Here is a 22,528-nt window from a genome sequence, read left to right on the forward strand (position 1 = left end):
CTACTCAATAACCATTCTGCGCACGCGAACGATACCCGGTTTATCAGTGACGCCGATGTCTAAACTGACTAAACGCACCGCATTTTGATACTGTAATTGGTGTAACCACGGTAATAATTGTGCGTAAGCAATATCATCTAGCACCAATTGCAACTGATCATTTTGCGGTTGCATCCGACTGACCCGAATATTAAAACTACGTGCACTATTACTAATAATCTGCGCTAAACTGCCCCCCACGCGTTCTGGGCTGGTATCGCCCAGCTGTAATAGCGGCTTAGCTTGTTGTAAAGCGATCAACTGTTGTTGCATTTGTTGTAAAGCAACCACATTTTGCTGCTTAGCCTGATGTAACGGTTGCCAGATTAACCAATAAAAAACCCCCAGTATTACTAAAGGCACTGCAATTAATACTAAGCGTTGTTCACGTGACGCTAAGCCATACCACCATTGAAAAAAGCGTTGCTTCATACTGCACCTCGCATCACAACTGAGCCTTGTACCCGATTACCATCGTTACTCAGTGCGCCTTGTTCGACTTGATAGCCGGCCTGCTCTAGTTGCGATTTTAATTGCTCAAAACTCTGAAAGCCGGCGGCACTGGCACCAAAACGTAATTCTTGCCGAGATGCATCGTAGCGAAGCGAATCTAATTTCAAATCAGGAAGCTTTTCTAACCGCTGCTGTAGAACCGCTAATAAATTTAAGAAATGCGGCTCTTGCTTACCAGCACCTACGGTTTGCAGTTTCTGCCGTACTTGCCTAGACAAATTGACAATGCGATCATTCGGGAAAGTCTCGAGATACAAGGCACGCAGTTGCTGCTCTGTCGCCGCTAACTGTTGTTTTTGTTGATATACTTCTGTGCCAAGCTGCACAAAATACAGTAAACAACATAGGCCGCAGATCATCGCCGTTAATTTCCATTGTTGCCAATAACGATTCTGTGCACGCTTTGGTGCATATGAACCTTGCAACAGATTAAAATCGGTTTCGTTTAGGCCTTTGGCGAGCAAGGCTAAAGGTAGCTCAGGCGCTGCTGTATCATGCAAATGCTGCACATGTGCTGGCCATGGGCTATAGCTGAGCACTTGCGGCAATTGAGCTAAAGCCAAATAATCTGGCCACCAACCGCTTTCAATTGAGGTTGCCTGCCACTCATCTTGCCGCAGTAACCATTGTTGCTGTAACTCAATACAACAAGGCAAACGGGTAGCGGGCAGCAATAAAGCATCAGGCACCAAGCGCACTACCTTAAAGCCAGCCTCTTGTAACCAACCTAGCCATTGCTCTAGTCGATGTCGCTGACAAATGGCCACTTGTTGCCAATATTGTTCGGCTAGCTGTTCTACCTTACCCAGCGCAATATAAAGTTTATCAATATCTTCGGCTTGCTCTTCTTCTAGCATATAAGGCAAAGCTTGGAGCAGTTGCTTGTTCGGTTTTGCTGGTAACGCTACTTTTTTCAGTAACACATCGGCCGCAGGTACCAGAGCCACCACGGCACGAGCAGAGCCCAGCCTTGCAGCGAGTTGCGGTAATTCACTGACAGCAGCAATTTCGCCACTCGCGATCACTTCTTGCGTTAACGGCGCCCAGACCAACCAACTGATGCTTTGCTCAGGCTGACTACCCAGCCTGATAATTATGTGTTCATTCATCCCTGGCCTCCAAAACGCCGAGCCAATACCTTGATTGCATTATTTTCTTCTCGTTTAAATACCACTGTCAGCCGAAAACCGGTTTCTAGGTAGGCAGTGGTTGCTAGCAGTGTAAAGTGATCAGACTTAACGGTCAGTACTTTTTTCACATCATCTGGCACAGTTAAACCGGCCAAGGCGCTGCTTTGCAAAAAGCTGTCCACATCAGTGTAACCCTCTTCTGGTCGCGATAAGATGGCTTCTTGTGCTTGTGCTTCAGTTAACTCCGGTAGCAACGCCATTAATAAGGCCGCGCGCTCTTCGGTTAAGGTATTCACGTTTAACAACCATTCAGCTTGCTCTGGCACAACACAAACATAAGGCAGCAGTAACTGATAATCTGCCGGTGTTAAATCAAGCATCAATCGCAACTCGGATACCGACACAAACAAACTATTCGCGGTGTAATAGGGAAAAGCTAAACTGGCATAATCATCTTGCTCAGCACCGCCAGCGGTATTGAGCAAACTATCGGCATCTAACCAATCACTCACCCGAGCCGTTAAATATTCTGCAGGCATACTCAGCTCTGGCACGACTTGTTCTAACAAACGTTGAAAACTACGCTGAGCTAACGTTTGCTGCAATTGGCCTGGCTGAGTTCGGTCCGGTTGCTGTTGCAAAGCATTTAAATTAAAACAACTATGTAAGTCTTGTATTTCACCGGCAATTTGACCATCTTCAACCATAAAACTGGCGCCCTGCGCAGCCCAATCTTGGCCTAAATGCACCGTCTCCGCGCCCGCTAAGGAGCGACGTAACAACACGCGGGCAAAGGCTTCTGCGCCCATGCCATACCAAAAAGCTTGTTGTTGTTGTTGTAAATTTTGCTGACGTTGCAATTGCAATTGCAAACGGCTACTCATGCCAACGGCCAGCACAGTGATGATGGCCACAATCATAATAACGGTGACTAAAGCAACGCCCTGTTGCGATTGGCATTTGCTCATAATCCCCCCTTGCGCCAAAGCGCATTGGGTAACACAAAGATCCGCTCTAACTCACCTAAATCGCGTTGCTTAATGCGTACTTTTATCGCTTCTGGCAAATATTGATGCTGCCAGCGCTCTTCCCACTCGCCTGCGCTATAATACGTCAGTTGAAATTGCTCAACCTCTGCTAATAAATTTTGTTGTTGTGGCTCGGTATTATTAACGGCATCGACATAGACATTAAACAAGCGTTGTAACTGACCATCTTGTAAACGATAAGCCACCGCTTGCACTTCACTGCGCGGCAATAACATACCCGGATTACGCCAACCTTGCTGCGTAAAACTGACTCCATGATCTTCACTTTCAAGCAAATACTGCTCACCCCACAACCGCTCTTGCTGCGGTGCATCACCTTCAATGCGCACATAGCGAGGGCTGATCTGCATAATGTCGCGCTCTAGCAACAGCATCGCGCGTTGTAATTGTTGCAAACGGGCGATAGATAACTTAGAGGCAGCATCGCTTTGCGTCACGGTGCTTAAAACGGCTACGGAAGATAAACCGACGATGGCAAAAAGCGCCATCACCAACAACATTTCTAAAAACGTGAATCCACGGTTATTCATCAAGCCGTCCAACATAGGTTTTCAGCTGATATATCACCACGTCGGGCTGCTGCTCTAAACGTACACTGACCGTCAACTCCCGCAAGTCTTGATCCGGCACTGTGGTGGCACGCATTTGCCAACGCCAGGTGCGGTTTGCCATCTCGACTTCGCCTTGTTCTAACTCACGCGGAGGCCAAGTACGCGAAAATTGTGCTTGTTGCAATTGATTGTTCGCGACATAACTGGCAATGGTTAACTCTTCTAATTGCAGTAAAGCGCGCATGTGATTTGTGCTAGCTTGCATAATCGCCACACCCGCGGTGGCAAAAATCACTAGCGCGACTAAGAGCTCTAATAAGGTAAAACCACGCTGGCGCATTAACGATTACCTAATTCAAAACGTATTAACGGAATACTAAAATCGGTGCCGACCGTTTGCTCTAAGGTTTCACCATTTTCACGCCATCGAAACTGTAATCGAAACGGGCTGATTTCGCCGGACGACAACATAAAAACCTTGGGTAGCGGTGGCTCAGCCGCCGTTTCAGCTAATTCTGTTAACTCAGGCGTGTCAAACTCTAACTCACTCAACAAATTTTGCTCAGCGCCCTGCAAACCCTCTAGCTCTAACTGCAATAACAGGCCGCTAGGTAATTGATAGGCTGCCGCAGCCGTCGGGGTTTCAACCCACTGCCATCCATCATCGCTGTATAACACAAAAGCGTAACTGTTTTCTGTGACTACTAGGCCCCATTCTTGCTGCTGCAATTCAGCCGTTTCAGCAAAGTGCTGAAACACTTGTTGAAAGCGATTTACCTCTTTGTCTAAACGGTCTTGCACTGAGTCATTACCAAAACTCAGTACTACCGTTGACACCAGGATACCGATTAACAGTATCACCAGCATCACTTCCAATAAAGTAAAGCCCGCAGCACGCCGCATTAATTATTGCCTGAATTGCTACCGTCTAAATTCCAATTACCGATATCGTCATCCGTACCAGTAACTCGATCGGGTCCTTTACTAAACACATCTAAGCGACCCATTTGGCCAGGGCTAATCAAAATATACTCTTCACCCCAAGGATCTTTGGGTAAACGACGAATAAAGCCATCTTCAGGGTAAGAACGTGGCACCGGTTGCGAGGTAGGTGCTGTGACTAAGGCTTCTAACCCTTGCTCCGTGGTGGGATAGAAGCTATTGCGCAAGCGGTACATATCTAGGGCATTTTCTAATTGTTGAATGTCCACCACAACTTTTTGACGAGCAGCTTCTTCTTGATTACCCATTAAATTTGGCACGACAAAGCTGGCAAGCAATCCTAGGATGACGATAACCACCATCACTTCCAGCAAGGTAAAACCGGCACTCTTTTTCATTTAGTATTTTCCTACCATGTTATTAAGCTCTAAAATCGGCAATAAAATTGCCAATACAATCAGAAACACCACCACCGCTAGCACGATAACCACTAAAGGTTTAAAAATCTCTAACGATACGGTCATGGTCATTTCAAATTCACGATCTAAAGTATCAGCGGCACGGCCTAGCATTGAATCTAGTTGACCGCTTTTTTCACCACTGGCAATCATATGCAGCATCATCGGTGGAAACAGTTTAGTTTGCTCTAAAGCTGACTTTAATGATGTCCCCTCACGCACTCTCGCCGCAGCTTCGGCCACGCTTTGCTTCATGTAACTGTTGGCTAACACATCAGCACTAATGCGCATAGCATCTAACAACGGCACGCCACTGGCATTTAAGATACTGAGCGTACGTGCAAACCGCGCAGTGTTTACACTGTTGACGATGCGGCCAATCACTTTAACCCTGAGAATACGCCGATCATAGCGCAACCGAAATGCAGGCCGTTGTAATAATCGTTGCCAACCTACCAGTAACAACAACAGCGCTACGACAATAATCACACCGTAACTTTGGGTAAACTCACTGGCATTAATCATAAATCGGGTCAGGGCAGGCAATTGTTGCCCCATATATTCGAATTGCTCAGTAATTTTGGGGACGACTGCGGCCAATAAAATACCGATAACCAGCAAAGACACCACGACCATAACGATCGGATAAACCGAGGCCATAATGATCTGATTACGCATATGTTGCCGCTGCTCGGTATAATCAGCTAAGCGATTAAGTACCTGATCCAAATGCCCAGATTTTTCGCCCGCCGCCACCATTGAGCGGTAGAGATGGTCAAACACGTGTGGAAATTCGGCTAAGCCTTCGGCGAGGCTATAACCCTCGACAACTTTAGAACGCACCGACATCATCATATTTTTTAAACGCGGCTTTTCACACTGCTCGGCAACCGCCAATAAGGCACTTTCAATCGGCAAAGCTGCTGCAATTAAGGTCGCAATTTGCCGTGTGATCAGCGCCAGCTCGGCTGCTGATATTTTGCGTTTCAACCAACTTTTACCACTGGCCAGCATTTTTTCTTGCTGTGAGGCCACTTCAACGGTCAAAGGCGTTAGCTTACGCTCACGCAACAGCTGTCGCGCCTGACGAGCATTATCAGCTTCTAATACCCCCTTGGCTTTTTTACCAAAGGCATCTAAGGCTTGATATTCAAAGGCCGCCATTACAGATCCTCACGGGTAACCCGCAGTACTTCTTCTAACGTTGTAATACCGGCTAACACCTTACTAAAGCCATCGCTGCGGATACTGGGGCTGAATTGTCGTGCATATTTTTCAATATGTTGCTCGCCCTTGCCGTTATGTACCATCTCTCGCATCTGATCATCAACCACAATCAGTTCATGGATGCCGGTACGGCCTTTGTAACCACTAAAGTTACAGTGCTCACAGCCGGTGGCACGATAAATTAGCAAGTCTTCTTTTTTATTGGCCGAGAGTAAATGACGTTCTTCTTTATCTGGCACATGCTCAGCTTTACAGTGCGGACATAAAGTACGAACCAGTCGCTGCGCGAGCACGCCGAGTAAACTTGAAGACAGTAAAAAGGCTTCAATACCCATATCTTCAAGACGCGTTATTGCACCTGCAGCGGTGTTGGTGTGTAAAGTCGACAAGACCAAGTGACCGGTTAAGCTGGCTTGTACGGCAATTTGTGCCGTTTCAAGATCGCGAATTTCACCGACCATCACCACATCGGGATCTTGTCGTAAAATCGCACGCAAACCGCGAGCAAAGGTCATATTCACTTTGCTATTCACCTGAGTTTGGCCAATACCCTCTAATTCATATTCAATCGGATCTTCTACCGTAAGAATATTCCGATCTTTAGTGTTAATTTCGGTTAAACCGGCATACAGCGTAGTACTTTTACCGGAACCCGTAGGGCCGGTGACCAAAATAATGCCATGCGGTTTTAAAATAAGTTGCGAGAATAGCTGCTCTACCGCAGGGGTCATTCCCAGATCGGCTAAGTTCAGATGCGAGTTATTTTTGTCAAGTAAACGCAGTACCACACGCTCGCCATGACTCGATGGCATGGTGGATACGCGCACATCCACTGCGCGACCGGCAATACGTAAACTAATACGACCATCTTGAGGCAAACGCTTTTCAGCAATGTCTAACTTGGCCATAACTTTAATGCGCGATACCAATAAGCTGGATAAACGCCGATGTGGTCGCAGCACTTCCCGCAATAACCCATCAACCCGAAAGCGAATAATTAAGGCTTTTTCGAAGGTTTCTACATGAATATCTGAAGCGCCTAGCTTGATGGCCTCACCGAGCATCGCGTTAATTAATTTAATGATCGGCGCGTCATCTTCGTTTTCTAGCAAATCTTCTGTTTCAGGAATTTCATCAGCAAGTGAAGCCAAATCGACCTCGTTACCAATATCCTCCATCAATTGCTGTGCTTCGGAAGAATCGCGCTGATAAGAAGCTTCGAGCAATGCTTCGAAGGCTGCAGCATCCAGCTTTTGTACTGTAAAAGGCTCTGCCAACAAACGGCGCACCTCAAGCAAAGCTTGTGGCGTCGTTGTCGGCTGCACATACAGCACCCAATTTTGCGATTGTTGCTGCAATAACACACCATAGCGTTTAGCAAATCCGAACGGTAAGCGGATTTTGCTGCTGACCGGTGTTATTTCCAGGTCGGCGACATCGCTCATCATTGTTCTTTCTTCCCATCAACAGCAGATCGGTTTTGCTGCTCAATATATTCGTTAAAACTGGGCGGTAATTTTAACGACTCGTCCCATTCAGGCAGCACAGCTTGATTAGTCAGCGGCATTAAGCGAATACCTTCTTCTTCGCGCTTTAATTGCTCAGCACGAATAAAGTTATATTTTTGCTTACTAATGCCACTGATAGCGCTACCGTCACGGACAATGGTCGCTTTAATAAATACCATTAGGTTACGTTTACGCTTACTGACACTGGTTGATTTGAATAAATGCCCCAGAATAGGTATGTCGCCTAACAGCGGAACTTTTGATTCACTTTCTTGCACGTCTTCGTCAATTAACCCACCCAGTACAATGGTGGCACCATCATCGGCCATCACGGTGGTTTTAATTTCACGCTTGTTAATCGTGATATCAACCGCGGTGGTGCCGCCAATACTGGATACTTCTTGCTCAATCACTAACTGTACCGCATCGCCTTCGTTAATTTGTGGGGTAACTTTTAACTTGATACCCACTTCTTGGCGCTGTACTTGTTGAAAAGGGTTAGTATTGTTAGAGCCAACGGTTGAACCTGTAATCACCGGTACTTCTTGACCGACTAAGAAAATCGCTTCTTGGTTGTCCATGGTAGTGATATGTGGCGTGGCCAGAACGTTAGAGTTAGTACTGGTGCGAACGGCCTGTAAAATAGCAGCCCAGTTACCGTTATAAAACCCTAACAAAGCGCCATTCAGGCTCTGCAAAGCAGTGGCTAGCTGTGTATAGTCACGATTTGTATCAGCAGTTGTGGTAGTAATTAATTCACCGGTGGTAGGATCACGAGATTGTGTGGTATTTCCGCGAGTAATTTGTGACGCTTGTGCCGCACCCGCTGCAATATTCACGATTGGAATCGTATTCGTGCCGGTAAAGTTGGTGCCACCGCCATTTTCATTTAACCATTGCACACCAAAATCGGTGCCCGTGCCATCAAACACTTCGACTATAATCGCTTCAACTAGCACCTGCGCACGGCGAATATCCAATTGCCTTACGACATCTTCGAGTGAGCGCATCATATCGGGCTGTGCTGTTATCACTAAAGAATTGCTATCTGGATGCGCTTCAATACTGATTTCACGACCGCCACTGCGTCGTGCCGTTTGCGGTGTCGGTTGCTGTGCACCTTGCGCTTCAGCGACAATAGAATCACTTACGCCTTTTAACACTGGCACGAGATCTTCAGCTTTGGCGTATTTCAGATACAACACTCGGGTATTACCGCTGGTTTGTAATTCCGCATCCAAACGTTTGGCCAACGCAATCACGCGCTCACGGGCTTGCGCTTCGCCGCTGACAATAACGCTATTGGTACGCTCATCTGCGACAATTTTCGGCACAAGGAAATCAGGTTGTTCACCACGATTCTGTGAACGATAGATATTTTCTAAAATACGAACGATTTCGGCAGCAGAGGCATAATTCAATTTCAGGATTTCTAATTCCTGATCGCCCGCTTTATCCACGCGTTGAATAATATCAACCAAGCGCGCCACGAGGGCAGCAGGGCCCGTCATCATAATAACATTAGAAGGGTCGTAGTTTACCACGTGGCCACCACCACCCTGGTTAACAAACTGCCGTAGCAAGGGGGCTAATTCGCGAACCGAGACGTTACGCACCGGAACCACCCGCGTCACCATTTCATCACCAAAGCCAGGGTCATCATCCCCCACTACCGGTATATTGGATGTCTTCGCATCTTTGTTGCGCACGACTTTCATAATGCCGCTGTCCATTTCGACAACAGCAAAGCCGTATACTTCCAGCACATTGAGGAAGAATTGATAATACTGCTCTTCGGTCAGCATATCGTAACTACGCACATTGATCCGACCCCGCACTTGCGGGTCAACAATAATGGTTTTTTTCAGATTCATACCGACGATATTAATAAACTCATTAATGTCGGTGCCTTTAAAGTTTGGCGAGTACTTAATGTCACTATCTGCAGCCACTGAAAAGCTGAGCAACGCAGCTAACATCATACTGGCAAGAGTGCGCCCTTTGTTCCTGAGGAAAAAGCCTGATTTCATGAGAGATTAACCAATTTTTATCATTATATTATTGTGACAGACTAAACAGAATATCTCTGATTTCGCCATCTCGTTCAACCTTTACCGATGCTTCAGTGGCATCGCGGATATCATTTATTACACGCAACGCTTGTTGCATATCGTTTAGCGCCACACCATTAATCTCAATAGCCAGGTCGCCTTCTAAAAAACCAAGCTGTTGGAAGATGGCAATATCTTTGCCTGGCATCAATCGATAACCCGCAAGCTGTCCATCTCGTTGTACCGGTGTCACCCGCACATAATCGAAAAACTTCATCGGCTCAGCCATAATCTCGTCACGGCGAGCCTGCACTTCAGGTGTATTAAACCCTGTCGCAATAGGTTGCGCTAACACTATGGGCTCTTCTACTGCATAGGCATCGGCATTATCTTCACGGCCTAAGCCGGCATTTGCTTGCGCGATGCGCGTAAATTCGACACCATCCAGCATTAACGTTTCATAGCGGCCATTAATTTCCAGCAATACGCGATCATCTAACACTTGGTGCAATTTAGCACGGGTACCCTCAAGATTATCACCAACAGCATAAGTTACCTCTGTGCCGCGTTGCTCAATAATGGCACTCCCGGCTTCAGGCTTAGCGGGCACAGCCACTAAGCCCGTTAATTTGGCATTTAATTGTGTTTTTGGCGCCTCCGTGACAACCGCCACTGGCGCGGCTGTTTCGGGTGCCGCCTCACCAAATAGCGCGTAGCGCGTTAAATTGTTTAAATCTTGCGGTACTTCATGATTAACGTTGCCGATACTAGCACTGCTCGACACCATTAAAGCGGGCGAGGTGGGCGATGGCAGTAACTGCCAACTCAATTTTGCGAGAAGCCATGCTAATATCAACAGCAGCAACAGATTCAAGGCACTGCGAAACGGCCGTAACGGCAGCTTTTTTAGCTGCGTGGGCAACTGAAGAAGGGACATTGAGAAACTCAAATTTATACTCTCATCCTGATATTAAGCTAAAGGCATCTTACTGAGTTGCAACGGCATCAACAAGCTTTGCCGTGCTTATTTACAAACTTATAACCATAAAAATAACGCTGATTGTAAGCCAAAAGGAACTTTTCCACTATAATAGCCAAACCGACCATCAGGGTAGCTATGGTTTTTAGTCAACTCAACTCGTGATAACCTTTGTCTATACGTGAAATAATCTACCATGGTCGAACAATTTACAGGTAAAAGATGACAACTCAACATCACACTGATAAAAAAGCGCCGCAGAACATTCGCTTAGACAAGTGGTTATGGGGCTGCCGCTTTTATAAAACACGTGCGTTAGCTAAAGACATGATCGACGGTGGAAAGGTTCATTACAATGGCCAACGCTGTAAATCAAGTCGTCAAGTTGAGATTGGTGCAACCATTCGTTTAGCGCAAGGTGTAGATGAAAAAATTGTGATCGTGACTGGCTTAACTGAAAAGCGTTTAGCCGCACCTTTGGCACAACAACTTTATGAAGAAACCGCTGAAAGTACGCAGCGGCGCGCAGAACGCGCGGAATTACGTAAAACTAACTCTTTATTTGCACCGCATCCGGATACCAAACCTGATAAGAAAGAGCGGCGGCAATTATTATTATTAAAATCCCAGCAGTGAGAGAAACCAGCATGGCTTCGGATGCATTGATACGTTTTTTATTTCAACAAAAACATGTTCGCGGTGAATTAGCTTATGCGAGTGACAGCCTAGAACACATGTTAGAACATCACCAATATCCATTACCCGTTAAGCAATTACTGGCAGAACTGGTTATGGCGACCAGCTTACTCACCGCTACCTTAAAGTTTGAAGGCGAAATTGCTGTTCAGCTGCAAGGTGATGGCCCAGTTAAATTCGCCGCGGTAAACGGCAATCACCTTCAACAGTTCCGTGGTGTAGTGCGAATGCAAGCGGAATTACAAGGCGACAGCTTTAACGAACTGATTGGGCATGGCTATCTAATAGTCACCATCACTCCCACTCAAGGCGAACGCTACCAGGGCATTATTCCGTTGACAGGGAATAGCCTCACCGAAACATTAGAAGCGTATTTTCATCAATCAGAGCAGTTGCCTACCCGCCTCTATTTATTCACCGATATTGGCGAGAAAAGCCGTGCCGCCGGACTTATGTTACAAGTATTACCGGTTGAGCCTGATAAAGCGCGAGAGGATTTTCAAGATTTAGTCACCCTTTCCGATACGATTACCGCAACGGAGCTGTTAGACCTGCCGCCTAATGACATGCTCTATCGCTTGTACCATCAAGAACAGGTTGAAGTGTTTCCTAGCCAAACGATTAGCTTTGTCTGTGGTTGCTCGAAGCAAAAGTGTGAAAGCGCTTTATTTAGCTTAGGCCGTGATGTAGTGGCAGAACAGCAAGCCTTAGGTGGGCTGGATATGTCATGCGAATACTGTAATAAGTCTTATCACTTTAGCGTAGATGATCTGCAAGCTATCCACGATAAACTTTAAACTTTTCGTTTAACCTATAAAAAAACCTCCGTTTTTACGGAGGTTTTTTAGTTTAAAGCGAACGCTTAATTACGCTTTTTTAGCAAAGCGGCGACGGATAAACAGTACTGGCACTAATAACAGGCCAAACAGTCCGAAAGCACCTGAGCTCTTATGCGTTACAGTAACACTGGCGTTAGCCGTAGCTTGTAAGCCTGCAGAGTCACGAGCGGTGATCACGATGCTATGTGTTTTCGCATCATCACGGCTCGGTGAACGCGTCAGAATTAACTGGCCATTTTGTACCGCAAACAATGAATTGTTTGTGGTTACCGAGCTGATCGTGGCACCCGATTCGTTCGCTTGCGCAGCAACAGAACCAACAACTGTACCAGCAGCAGTACCCGACGCTAAGCTTGCCATACTCACCGTGGCCGTCAAGGTCGGCATAGCATCTGCAACGTTAACCACATTTACTGTTACGCTAGCTGGGCTAGAGACACTACCTGAAGTATCCATTGCAGCAACTTCAAATTGTACTGACGTCAGACCCGCTTCATAATCCAATAAAGCTGCATTAGCGACAACGATGTCACCGTTGCTCTCTACTTTGATGACCGAAGAAGAACTGCCCAGAACAACAAACTCGGCTACGGCAGAGCGGAAATCACTTTCTGCATCAATGGTACCAATCACTGTACCTGTCGCTGTGTTTTCATTCACGGAGAAAGTTTGGTTTGCAGTAACTGTTGGTGCTGCCATTGGGGCTGAGTAATCGGCTACGGCAATAGCTTCTGCAGCAGCAGAAATCATCACAAAGCTACGATCATCACCCTCTGGACGCATCACATAAGCTGACTCACCTGGTTGTAACATCGTTACAGTAGTGTCGTCATCTGCTGCTGTCGTTTCCGCACCCGTTGGAGCAGGTGCTGTTTCAGCGCTGCTTGATAAGGTTACCGCTGGTGATGGTGCAATAGTCATCGTAGTGGTCAGTGAATCAGCAATGTTCGTTGCTGTCAGTGAGTAAGAATCACTACTTGTTCTAACACGTGCATTCACTGTGCGACCTAAATCCATGGCAGATAAGCCAACAGACTCAAAACAAGCCTCAAGCGTCACTTGTTTACCACCAGCATAGTGGATTACATCACCAAATGGACCAGATAAAGTACCAAAGCGAGTATTAAACGATACAAACACACCAGGCGAAGCCGCATACGCCGCACCAAAACGTGTAATGAGTAAAGTATTCATTGTAAAGTCATAAGCACCATCGTTATTCACATCCAAATCAACTGAATAGTTGCCTTGTAATAAGTGATTAACGCCACCTTCTAAGTGAATCGTCGGGTATACTGCATAACCTGAACCACAGAAACCCGCCTCTGCAATATCCAAGGTTACTGCACGAATATCATGCTTAGGATTCAAGGCCGCGTTGACTGGCGACGCTGCCACTAAGGTTGAAGCAAAAGGTTCAACATCAACAACACCGGTGTTAGTAATTTTTGTTGCCGCTTTACCACTGACTAATTCACCTTCTAAGCGAAGTTTAGCTGCGGCTTTCGGGATGATGTGATAAACCAAATGTAAGTCGTTCGCTGTGCTGGTTGCAGCATCGTTGAAAACAATAGCACCATCATATTCAGCAGTATCTAGCTGAGATGCTGCCATCAACGGGCTGTAATACACGCCATTGCTTAATGTAAATGCCGGTAATTTAGCTGGGTCAATCGTCAAGGTCACATCAAAGTTAACAGTTTGACCTGCTGGCACAGTAATACTGGCTGGCATGTTCCAACTTAATGCACCCGTTTCAGCCTTGTCAGCATAACGCGCTTGAGTGCTTAACTGGTAGGTTTTTGCGTCAGAACTAAAGTTCTTAACCGTAACCGTTTTCGTCATTGAACTGACACTGTCCAGCGTCTGTAAGCCAAAAGATAATGCCGCTTGTTTGGTATCAAAAGCAGTATCATGTACCCAAGCAGCCACTGGCGAACTTACTGCCTTTTCCACATCCACTAAACCGGCACCAATCAGGCTGATCGGCGCTAATTTCGCGTCTGGATTAATGGCTTTTGGCGTTAAGTACACGTCCATATTGGCCGTATTCATTAACGTTGCTTTAATTTCAGAAGCATTACGCTCTGGCAGTAACTCACGAACTAAGGCCACACCACCTGCGGTGATTGGCGCAGAGAAAGAAGTACCATTCGCCCTTGACGTACCTGTTCCTGTGCCGGTTCGTGCCATTTCAATTTGTACGCCTGGCGCAGTAATTTCAGGTTTTAATAAACCATCCATCGATGGCCCACGTGATGTAAAGTCAGCTGTCGCACCCGCACCTGATTTAGCAACAGACGAGATAGAATAATCTACCATATCGCCAGCATCTAACTTGGCTTTCAGAGCATCGCCCACTTCTTTGGTAATCATAATCGTTGGTACTGTTACAGAGTCGTCTGTACCACCAGCAACAATCGGTGCTTCACCTGGGTTGCTGTTAGCAATGATCACAAACGCTGCTCCGCGATCTTGTGCTACTTTGGCTTTTACTACGAAGCCACAGGTACCACGCGACAGCAATACCGCTTTACCCGTTAAATCCACATCTTCAGCTAAAGGATCACAGGCAGTGTAACTTCCCGGGATAACCACTAAAGGTGTCGTGCTTGAATTAAAACTAAAATCAAAGGTTTTGTTAAAACCTGCTGCAACCATAACGACATCTTCACCATCAATCTCAGCACTTTCAAATACACCCACTGAGGTTGCTGGGTTGGTCATCGCGCCAACTGATAAAGCATTTGGTGTGGTACTTGGGCCACCAACGCGAAATGGAATATTGCCGTCATTACCGGCAGAAATCACCACGTTCACACCTAAATTCACTGCACGTTGAATTAAGAATTGCGTACCCGATGTTGTTTGAGTTGAACCAAACTGACCACCTAAAGACATGTTGATAATATCAACGCGGTCTTCTAAGTTACCATCACCATTGGGATCCATCGAAGCTTCTAAAGCACGAAGTTGTGCCACACCCGTACAGTTGACCGGTGCTGGCGCACACACTTTATAACCGTAAAAAGAAGTATCTGGGGCAATACCATTTACGGCGCTAGCTACCCAAGTACCATGGCCTTCGGCCGCAGGGTCAATTGGGTTTGGATCATTATTAATAAAATCAAAACCACCAATAACGCTGCCTTGTGGCCAAGCTGGAGCCGTGCTTTGTGCAGAGGCAGCAATAGCAGCGCTATAAGCCTCTGCTGTGCCAGGGCCGCCTAACAGGCTATGTGTATAGTCGATACCGGTATCTAAAATAGCCACTCGAGTATTCGCGCCCGTGGCTAAGCCAGCGTCGACAATTTGTTTCGCTTTGATATAAGGCGCACTATCTGCGACATGCAATTCGCTGTCATAAATAGGCATAATATCAACCACGGCAGGATTCGCACGCAGTGCAACTAAAGCTTCTGGGCTAGCCTGCACAACGAGACCGGCTGCTAAGTTTTTAGTCGTTGCTAAAACTTGTGCGTCTGCATCTAATACTGATAATTGCGCTGTGATGTCTTGTTGTAAAGTTTCAACTTGAGCGGTAATTTGCTGCGCAAGTTGCACATTATATTGTTGACCGCTTAATGCTTCGGTAGTGGCAGGGGCATTTAATAATACGTACCATGCGCTAGGCGTTTGAGCTTGCTCGTCAATAGAAGCTGACACAGCACCATAAACTTCATGCACGCTTTGGCCATTGGCCGCTTTTAATTGCTGAATACCGGCCTGCGCAGAGCCTGAGATCGCTATGCTGATGGCCGATGCCAGTAGGGCTTTTTTCATGTTCACCAAGGTGTTGCTCCTTAAAACTATTGTTTTTATATCATTATGCTGGCGTTTATTTATCGTTAAACGCTCTTACTAACCAGCGTTAACACCTTTCACTAGGTTAGTGATGGGCATCACCGCGAGAATGTTGTTTTTATAAGTAAAGCCAAGTACGTTTTAACGGCTTCCTTATTGTTTTTACCACAGCTTAATACAAATGTAATGATGTTAGAGACAAAATAAGTGTAAAGAGATGTGTATATTTAAACTTTGCGTCAAGAATGGTTGACAAATGTTACAAAAAAACTAATGCGGTTTTTGCAAGGGAAAAAGTACAGTTACGACTAAGCCCCCCTGCGCATGGTTACTTAATCGAACCTCGCCTGAGTGCGTATCAATAATTTTTTTGATAATAGCCAAGCCTAAGCCAGAGCCGCCACTGCCTCGCGCTTCATCACCTTGCACAAATGGCGTAAACATAGCCTGCATTTTATCTTCTGGGATACCTGGGCCGTGATCCCGGATTTCAAAGTAAACCAATTTCTTTTGGCGCTGATAGCCACTACTAATTTCAATAGCGCCGTCACTGTAGCGCAGTGCATTTTCCAATAAATTATTTAATACACGTTTTATCGCAATACGGCGCAGCCATAATAAGGGTAAATGGGGATCTAAGCAGGTGATCAACTGTCGTTGCTGCACATATTCCGCTTGCACGGTTTCCAGCAGCAATTCATTTAACGCCACCTGTTGTAGCTCTTCTTGTTTGTGATGGCGCAAATAATCAATAAACTGATCGATTATGGCATTCATATCTTCAATATCGTTAATAATGCCCTCTCTGATCCAGCTATCTGGCTCACTCATCATCTCAGAAGCCAAACGGATCCGTGTAAGCGGTGTGCGCAAATCATGTGACACACCAGCCATCAATAGCGCACGGTCTTGTTCAAGCTGCTGGATCCCTTTTGCCATGTAATTGAACGCTTTGGTTACTGCTGTAATCTCCCTTGCACCGGTTTTTTCTGACAATGGTGGTGGAAATTCACCTCTACCAACTTGAATCGCTGCGTGCTGTAGCCCCTGTAAAGGCCGATTTAGATGACGTGCTAGCAACCAGCCACCAATAACACTGAGGACACCAATCATTAATAAATAAAAGGTTAATAACGGAAAGCTAGTTTCTTCTAAACCGGTGAGTGGTACGCGGACCCAATACTCGGGAGCAGTGCTTGAACGCACCCAAAATACAAAGTTTTCTGTTTGCGAAATACGAACTTCGGTATCAGTTTGTAACTCTTTCGACATCAGTTGTGAAAAATAACGATAATAACTGGCATTCGCTAAGCCTTGCTCTTGTGCTTCGGCTTCCGAGAACAGTTGAGCGCCGGTGATGCTTTCGACATGCTGACGTAATATCGCATTGGCTTCTGCCGACACCTCCGTTTTTGGGATCAGTAAGTTAACTTGGCGAGCAATCAGATAGCTTATTTGTTGCGTGCTGGGTTTAATAACATAAAACGCCACCGAGAAATACGACACTAATTGATTGATCAGCAGCAAAAAACCAATTAAGAAAACCGTTTGGCCAAAGGCGCTTTTCGGTAAAAACGGCATTAATTCAACCGACCATCGGGTACAAACACATAGCCTAAACCCCATACTGTTTGAATATAGCGAGGGTTAGTTGCATCATCTTCTAACATACGACGTAAGCGCGACACCTGCACATCGATACTGCGCTCCATCGCTGAATAATCACGACCACGCGCTTGATTCATCAATTTGTCTCGTGAGAGCGGCTCTCGGGGATGATTCACCAACACTTTAAGCACCGCATATTCGCCGCTGGTTAATGGTAAAACGGTATCACCTTTAAACATTTCACGGGTAGCAAGGTTAAAACGAAAAGGACCGAAAGTGACAATAGTTTCTTCTTGGCTTGGCGCACCAGGCACGTCTTTGTTTTTACGGCGCAGCACTGCACGAATACGAGCCAGTAATTCACGGGGGTTGAAAGGCTTCGGTAAATAATCATCTGCGCCCATTTCTAAGCCGATAATCCGATCAACCTCATCCCCTTTTGCCGTTAGCATAATAATAGCAATATCGTTTTCTTGTTGACGCAATTTACGGCAGATAGATAAACCATCTTCACCAGGTAACATCAGATCGAGCACCAGCAGGTGAAAATGCTCACGCTCCATTAGGCGCTGCATTTGCTCAAAATTTGCCACACTGCGGACCTGATAACCTTGCTCGACCAGATAACGCTCTAATAATGAGCGTAAACGTAAGTCATCATCCACTACTAGGATTTTTGTTGTCTCTGTGACCACTGCCTTGTCCTTTGTGCTGCATTTTCCTCACTATAAACGAAATCACTGGCTTTGCATCAAGCCTTAAGCACAAACAATGTTACAAAACTTTTCAAACGAACACGCCATCACTAAGACAAGGCAGCTCCTTTATTCTAAAAGAGCTGATGATGTAGCGCGGTAGGCCCCTAAAAGGCTTTACGCCAACAACGGCTTTGATTGATAATCAGCACTAGCAACTGGCAACATCGCCCAACACTTTATGCTTTTTTTAACAAGGCTTGTTACTTCTCGTGAAAAGAACCAGCAGTAAAACAACATTGATCACGCGCGCCGGATATCAGCAATTAAAAAACGAACATGATGAACTGTGGTTTAAAAAAAGGCCCGAAGTCACCCGTATTGTTAGCTGGGCTGCCAGCCTTGGGGATCGCTCAGAAAATGCGGATTATCAGTACAATAAACGTTTATTGCGACAGATCGATAGCCGTATCCGTTTTTTACGAAAGCGCTTAGATACGCTAAGTATTGTCGATTATTCGCCACAGCAAGAAGGTCGTGTTTTCTTTGGCGCATCGGTTGTAATTGAAGATGATGATGGTCAAACGTTATCCTTTCGGATTGTCGGCCCAGATGAAATTTATGGTCGCAACGATTACATTTCTATCGATGCTCCGATGGCCCGCGCCTTACTCAAAAAACAAGTTGATGATATGGCCACAGTGCAAACACCGACCGGACTAAAAGACTGGTATATCGTTGCTATCCATTACCCCGATGCAGCATTGTAAAATGTCACGCTATTATTTTCTCGTTAAGGCCTTAGCCTATACTCATTTAACTCACCAACGTCTGCCTCGTGGTTACTGCACAATGCAGACAGGAAGCTATTATGTCTATCATTGTTAAACAAATTGCCGCCGAAATTGCTGCTCGTCCAGAGCAAGTTGCCGCAGCCATCTCTTTATTAGATGAAGGAGCGACAGTGCCCTTTATTGCCCGTTACCGCAAAGAAGTGACAGGCGCCTTAGACGACACTCAACTTCGCACCTTAGATCAGCGTTTAACCTATTTGCGCGAGTTAGAAGAGCGTCGGCAAGTGATCTTAAAAACCATTGCTGAGCAAGGCAAATTAACTACTGCGCTAGAGCAGGCATTATTAACCGCCGATAATAAAACCCGTTTAGAAGATTTATACCTGCCTTATAAAACCAAGCGCCGTACCAAAGGCCAATTAGCTATTGAAGCGGGGATCCTGCCGCTAGCGGAGGCATTATTAGCCAATGCGATGCTGGAACCTGAGCAAGCCGCCACAGCGTATATCAATGCTGACGCAGGCTATACCGATGTGAAAGCAGTGCTAGATGGGGCCAAATATATCTTAATGGAGCAATTTGCTGAAGATGCGGACTTGTTAGCTCGACTACGTGAATACCTTACTGCTAATGCGCAATTACAAAGCACGGTAGTTAACGGTAAAGAAGCGGAAGGCGCTAAATTTAGTGATTATTTTTCTCATACCGAACCGCTGAAACATGTTCCTTCACACCGCGCCTTAGCGATGTTTCGTGGACGAAACGAAGGTATCTTACAATTACAATTGATCCCCGATGCTAACGCTGAGCAACCACATGCTATCTGTGAGCAAATGGTGGCGAATCACTTTAAATTGCGCCAGCTTGATCGCCCTGCCGATGCGTTTTTACGCACCGTGGTGCAATGGACTTGGAAAGTGAAACTACAACTTCACTTAGAAAATGACTTACTGAGCGAATTGCGCGAGCGCTCTGATGCCGAAGCCATCAAGGTGTTTGCGCGCAATCTAAAAGATCTGCTAATGGCCGCGCCTGCCGGTATGCGCCCTACACTCGCGCTCGATCCTGGCCTACGTACCGGCGTTAAAGTGACCGCCATTGATGAAACGGGCAAGGTGCTTAATCACACGACCATCTATCCTCATGCACCAACTAATCAATGGGACAAATCATTACAAGCGCTGATTGCCCTATCTAAACAGTATCAGATTGAATTAATTGCGGTGGGTAATGGTACCGCCTCACGAGAAACCGATAAACTGGCCGCTGAAGTGATAAAAGCCTTACCACAACAACGTATCAGCAAAGTCATGGTGTCGGAAGCCGGCGCTTCGGTTTATTCAGCATCTGAATTAGCGGCCTTAGAATTTCCCGACCTCGATGTCTCAATTCGTGGCGCAGTCTCTATCGGCCGTCGCTTACAAGATCCACTTGCCGAACTGGTCAAAATTGAACCCAAAGCCATCGGTGTTGGCCAATATCAACATGATGTCAATCAGAGTTTATTAACCAAATCGCTCGATGCCGTAGTCGAGGATTGCGTAAACGCTGTTGGTGTTGATCTGAATACCGCTTCTGCCGCCTTGTTAGCCAGAGTGGCGGGCCTGAATAAAACTTTGGCACAAAATATTGTGCAATATCGCGATGAGCATGGTCGATTCAACACACGTAAACAACTATTGAAAGTGCCACGCCTTGGCCCTAAAGCCTATGAACAAGCGGCTGGCTTTTTACGCATCAACAATGGCGAAAACCCGTTAGATGCCTCTGGTGTGCATCCTGAAGCCTATCCTTTAGTGGAAAAAATCTTAGCGGCACACCAAAAAAGCGTGGAGCAAATTATTGGCAATAGCAGCTTTTTACAGCAGCTTGATCCGGCTCGCTTTGTTGATGAACATTTTGGTTTATTGACCATCGCCGATTTAATCAAAGAGCTCGATAAACCAGGGCGCGACCCGCGGCCAGAATTTCAAATGGCGCATTTTAAAGAGGGCGTGGAAACCTTAGCGGATTTAAAAATCGGCATGCGTTTAGAAGGCGTCGTAACTAACGTCACCAACTTTGGTGCCTTTGTTGATGTCGGTGTGCATCAAGATGGTTTAGTGCATATCTCAGCTTTAGCCGATAAATTTGTCAGTGACCCGCATCAGGTTGTTAAAGCTGGGGATATTGTGCAGGTTAAGGTGTTAGAAGTGGATGCGGCGCGCAAACGTATTGCTCTTACCATGAAATTAAACGAACCTACACAGCAGGCGACAACGGCAGCGAGTGGTCAAAAACCCGTAACCACTAAAACAGCTAAGGCAAAACCGCAACCCGACAGCGCAAACGCGGCCATGGGACAGGCCTTTGCGGCCGCATTAGCGAAAACCAAAAAGTAGCGATGGGCTGAAACTTAGGCTTGTTGGCGCAGTGGCCGCTGTTGTGGCTCTGTCGCCAACTGGTAGAAGTTTTGAATCACTTTAGTACGTGTCTGCATCATGGGGTTTATTTCTAAGCGCTCACGCTGCGGTAATACAATACCGGCAACCGGTGCCGACTCTACTTGCTGAGGGGTGTCTGTTGCCGTCGCAGCATTCAACGAAGCAGTTGTTTCACTATTAGCTGTTGAACTGGCCGCAGCTTCAATCAGCTTTTCGGCATTTTGTGCTATTAATTCTGCCTGGGCCTGTTGCGCACGCTGACTCGCTGCCGCCGCAATACTGCGATCTGCCCCCGAAGGTTCAGCAGGCGCTAATGCCGCCGCTTTAACCTGCTGCATTTTACGAATAGTCTCTTGCGGATCACCTGGCACAGGACTGAGATCAATTTGCACTTCACCACCGACAGCATAACGACGACCATCAGGGCCTTGTTGATAATCGTAACTGGGGCTACCGGCATAACGACCGCCAATGGTGGCATGCGCTTGCTCGTGTGCCCGCACTTCTTGATCGCGCGCTTGTAACTCACGCACTTCATTTTGCTCGGTTTGGGCTTGTTGTTCTGCCTGTTCAGCGGCTTGCCGCTCGGAAGATTTTTGCTCTGAAGCCTGTTGTTCAGAAGATTGCTGATCGGAAGACTGTTGCTGCCGCCCTTCTACCGCTTGTTGGGTTTCGGTTTCTTTACCATTACGGTCGTACAAAGTGACATTGCTGTTCGCATTGCCATTACGGGTGCGATCATCTGAATTTAATGCACGTTCAGCACTGCCTTTTTCAGTGTCACGAACAGGCTCCACCAACTCTCGACGCTGCATATCACGCCGCGCCTGTTCCGTTGCCGGATTCGCGGTGTTGATACTGACGTTAGGATAGGTGGATGTGATTTGCATAGAGTTTACACTCGAATATCGATGATACTACCGAGCATTTCATCTGCCGTACGCAAAGAACGAACGTTCGCTTGTGCCGCGACTTGTTGCTGCTCCATTTTAACTATGGATTGCGTTGTGTCTTGCACCGGCTCAGATGCTGTGGCAGCGGTTGCTTCACGATTGTTTTGTGCGGCAACATCTTGCTCTTGAATACGATTTTGCTGAGTTTGCCGATTGATATTAACGGTTTCTTCCGTAATACCGGCACTCGCGCGCTGCAAACCTTGCATGCCTGCAGCATAAGCAGATTGTATTTGCATAGTGTGACTTCCGTAATGAGATCTATATTG

20 protein-coding genes are annotated in these 22,528 nt (G+C 46.4%); 4 read left to right on the forward strand and 16 right to left on the reverse strand.

Annotated elements, in window-relative coordinates:
- The 11 genes from gspM to gspC are packed head-to-tail and all read right to left on the reverse strand — an operon-like array spanning position 1 to position 10,405.
- On the reverse strand, positions 1–471 hold the full coding sequence (gspM, locus tag ORJ01_RS13975; RefSeq protein ID WP_226751311.1) for a type II secretion system protein GspM: 471 nt from the start codon (positions 469–471) through the stop codon (positions 1–3).
- Complete coding sequence (gspL, locus tag ORJ01_RS13980) at positions 468–1,661, reverse strand: type II secretion system protein GspL (RefSeq protein WP_306178570.1); 1,194 nt, start codon at positions 1,659–1,661, stop codon at positions 468–470. Before gspL ends, gspM begins: the two co-directional genes overlap by 4 nt.
- On the reverse strand, positions 1,658–2,650 hold the full coding sequence (gene gspK, locus ORJ01_RS13985; protein ID WP_226751313.1) for a type II secretion system minor pseudopilin GspK: 993 nt from the start codon (positions 2,648–2,650) through the stop codon (positions 1,658–1,660). The genes gspL and gspK overlap by 4 nt, the downstream gene beginning before the upstream one ends.
- Complete coding sequence (gspJ, locus tag ORJ01_RS13990; RefSeq protein ID WP_226751314.1) at positions 2,647–3,261, reverse strand: type II secretion system minor pseudopilin GspJ; 615 nt, start codon at positions 3,259–3,261, stop codon at positions 2,647–2,649. Before gspJ ends, gspK begins: the two co-directional genes overlap by 4 nt.
- On the reverse strand, positions 3,254–3,622 hold the full coding sequence (gene gspI, locus ORJ01_RS13995; protein WP_226751315.1) for a type II secretion system minor pseudopilin GspI: 369 nt from the start codon (positions 3,620–3,622) through the stop codon (positions 3,254–3,256). Before gspI ends, gspJ begins: the two co-directional genes overlap by 8 nt.
- Complete coding sequence (gene gspH / locus ORJ01_RS14000; protein ID WP_306178571.1) at positions 3,622–4,185, reverse strand: type II secretion system minor pseudopilin GspH; 564 nt, start codon at positions 4,183–4,185, stop codon at positions 3,622–3,624. Before gspH ends, gspI begins: the two co-directional genes overlap by 1 nt.
- Positions 4,185–4,622, reverse strand: coding sequence for a type II secretion system major pseudopilin GspG (gene gspG, locus ORJ01_RS14005; protein WP_226751317.1), 438 nt, complete (start codon positions 4,620–4,622; stop codon positions 4,185–4,187). Before gspG ends, gspH begins: the two co-directional genes overlap by 1 nt.
- The gene (gene gspF, locus ORJ01_RS14010; RefSeq protein WP_306178573.1) at positions 4,623–5,846 is read right to left on the reverse strand and encodes a type II secretion system inner membrane protein GspF; all 1,224 of its coding nucleotides are present in this window, start codon (positions 5,844–5,846) and stop codon (positions 4,623–4,625) included.
- Positions 5,846–7,357, reverse strand: a complete 1,512-nt coding sequence (gene gspE, locus ORJ01_RS14015; RefSeq protein ID WP_371930761.1) for a type II secretion system ATPase GspE — start codon at positions 7,355–7,357, stop codon at positions 5,846–5,848. Before gspE ends, gspF begins: the two co-directional genes overlap by 1 nt.
- Complete coding sequence (gspD, locus tag ORJ01_RS14020) at positions 7,354–9,447, reverse strand: type II secretion system secretin GspD (protein ID WP_226751319.1); 2,094 nt, start codon at positions 9,445–9,447, stop codon at positions 7,354–7,356. The genes gspE and gspD overlap by 4 nt, the downstream gene beginning before the upstream one ends.
- A 28-nt stretch (positions 9,448–9,475) precedes the next feature.
- Positions 9,476–10,405, reverse strand: a complete 930-nt coding sequence (gene gspC, locus ORJ01_RS14025) for a type II secretion system protein GspC (protein ID WP_306178574.1) — start codon at positions 10,403–10,405, stop codon at positions 9,476–9,478.
- A 264-nt stretch (positions 10,406–10,669) separates the two neighbouring features.
- Between gspC and hslR the strand changes: the two genes are divergently transcribed.
- Both hslR and hslO read left to right on the forward strand, forming a co-directional pair.
- Complete coding sequence (gene hslR, locus ORJ01_RS14030; protein WP_226751321.1) at positions 10,670–11,083, forward strand: ribosome-associated heat shock protein Hsp15; 414 nt, start codon at positions 10,670–10,672, stop codon at positions 11,081–11,083.
- A gap of 11 nt (positions 11,084–11,094) precedes the next feature.
- Entirely contained in the window at positions 11,095–11,940 is an 846-nt protein-coding gene (gene hslO, locus ORJ01_RS14035) for an Hsp33 family molecular chaperone HslO (protein ID WP_226751322.1), read from the forward strand.
- A 69-nt stretch (positions 11,941–12,009) separates the two neighbouring features.
- Here hslO and ORJ01_RS14040 read toward each other — a convergent pair whose 3' ends face one another.
- The 3 genes from ORJ01_RS14040 to ompR form a co-directional block, all read right to left on the reverse strand.
- Positions 12,010–15,765, reverse strand: coding sequence for a S8 family serine peptidase (locus tag ORJ01_RS14040; RefSeq protein WP_306178663.1), 3,756 nt, complete (start codon positions 15,763–15,765; stop codon positions 12,010–12,012).
- 291 nt (positions 15,766–16,056) lie between these two features.
- Positions 16,057–17,367, reverse strand: coding sequence for a two-component system sensor histidine kinase EnvZ (envZ, locus tag ORJ01_RS14045; RefSeq protein WP_306178575.1), 1,311 nt, complete (start codon positions 17,365–17,367; stop codon positions 16,057–16,059).
- Positions 17,367–18,089, reverse strand: a complete 723-nt coding sequence (gene ompR / locus ORJ01_RS14050; RefSeq protein WP_226751324.1) for a two-component system response regulator OmpR — start codon at positions 18,087–18,089, stop codon at positions 17,367–17,369. Before ompR ends, envZ begins: the two co-directional genes overlap by 1 nt.
- Positions 18,090–18,361: 272 nt before the next feature.
- On the opposite strand from ompR, the gene greB reads away from it, so the two are divergent.
- Complete coding sequence (gene greB / locus ORJ01_RS14055; protein WP_226751325.1) at positions 18,362–18,859, forward strand: transcription elongation factor GreB; 498 nt, start codon at positions 18,362–18,364, stop codon at positions 18,857–18,859.
- 101 nt (positions 18,860–18,960) lie between these two features.
- On the forward strand, positions 18,961–21,264 hold the full coding sequence (locus ORJ01_RS14060; protein WP_306178576.1) for a Tex family protein: 2,304 nt from the start codon (positions 18,961–18,963) through the stop codon (positions 21,262–21,264).
- A 14-nt stretch (positions 21,265–21,278) separates the two neighbouring features.
- Here the strand turns inward: ORJ01_RS14060 and ORJ01_RS14065 are convergent, their stop codons facing one another.
- Complete coding sequence (locus ORJ01_RS14065) at positions 21,279–22,196, reverse strand: putative metalloprotease CJM1_0395 family protein (RefSeq protein ID WP_306178578.1); 918 nt, start codon at positions 22,194–22,196, stop codon at positions 21,279–21,281.
- A 5-nt stretch (positions 22,197–22,201) separates the two neighbouring features.
- Positions 22,202–22,498, reverse strand: a complete 297-nt coding sequence (locus ORJ01_RS14070) for a hypothetical protein (RefSeq protein ID WP_226751328.1) — start codon at positions 22,496–22,498, stop codon at positions 22,202–22,204.
- Positions 22,499–22,528 lie beyond the last annotated feature (30 nt).

Source organism: Alishewanella sp. SMS8 (assembly GCF_030737935.1).
In the GTDB taxonomy this organism is placed as follows: domain Bacteria; phylum Pseudomonadota; class Gammaproteobacteria; order Enterobacterales; family Alteromonadaceae; genus Alishewanella; species Alishewanella maricola.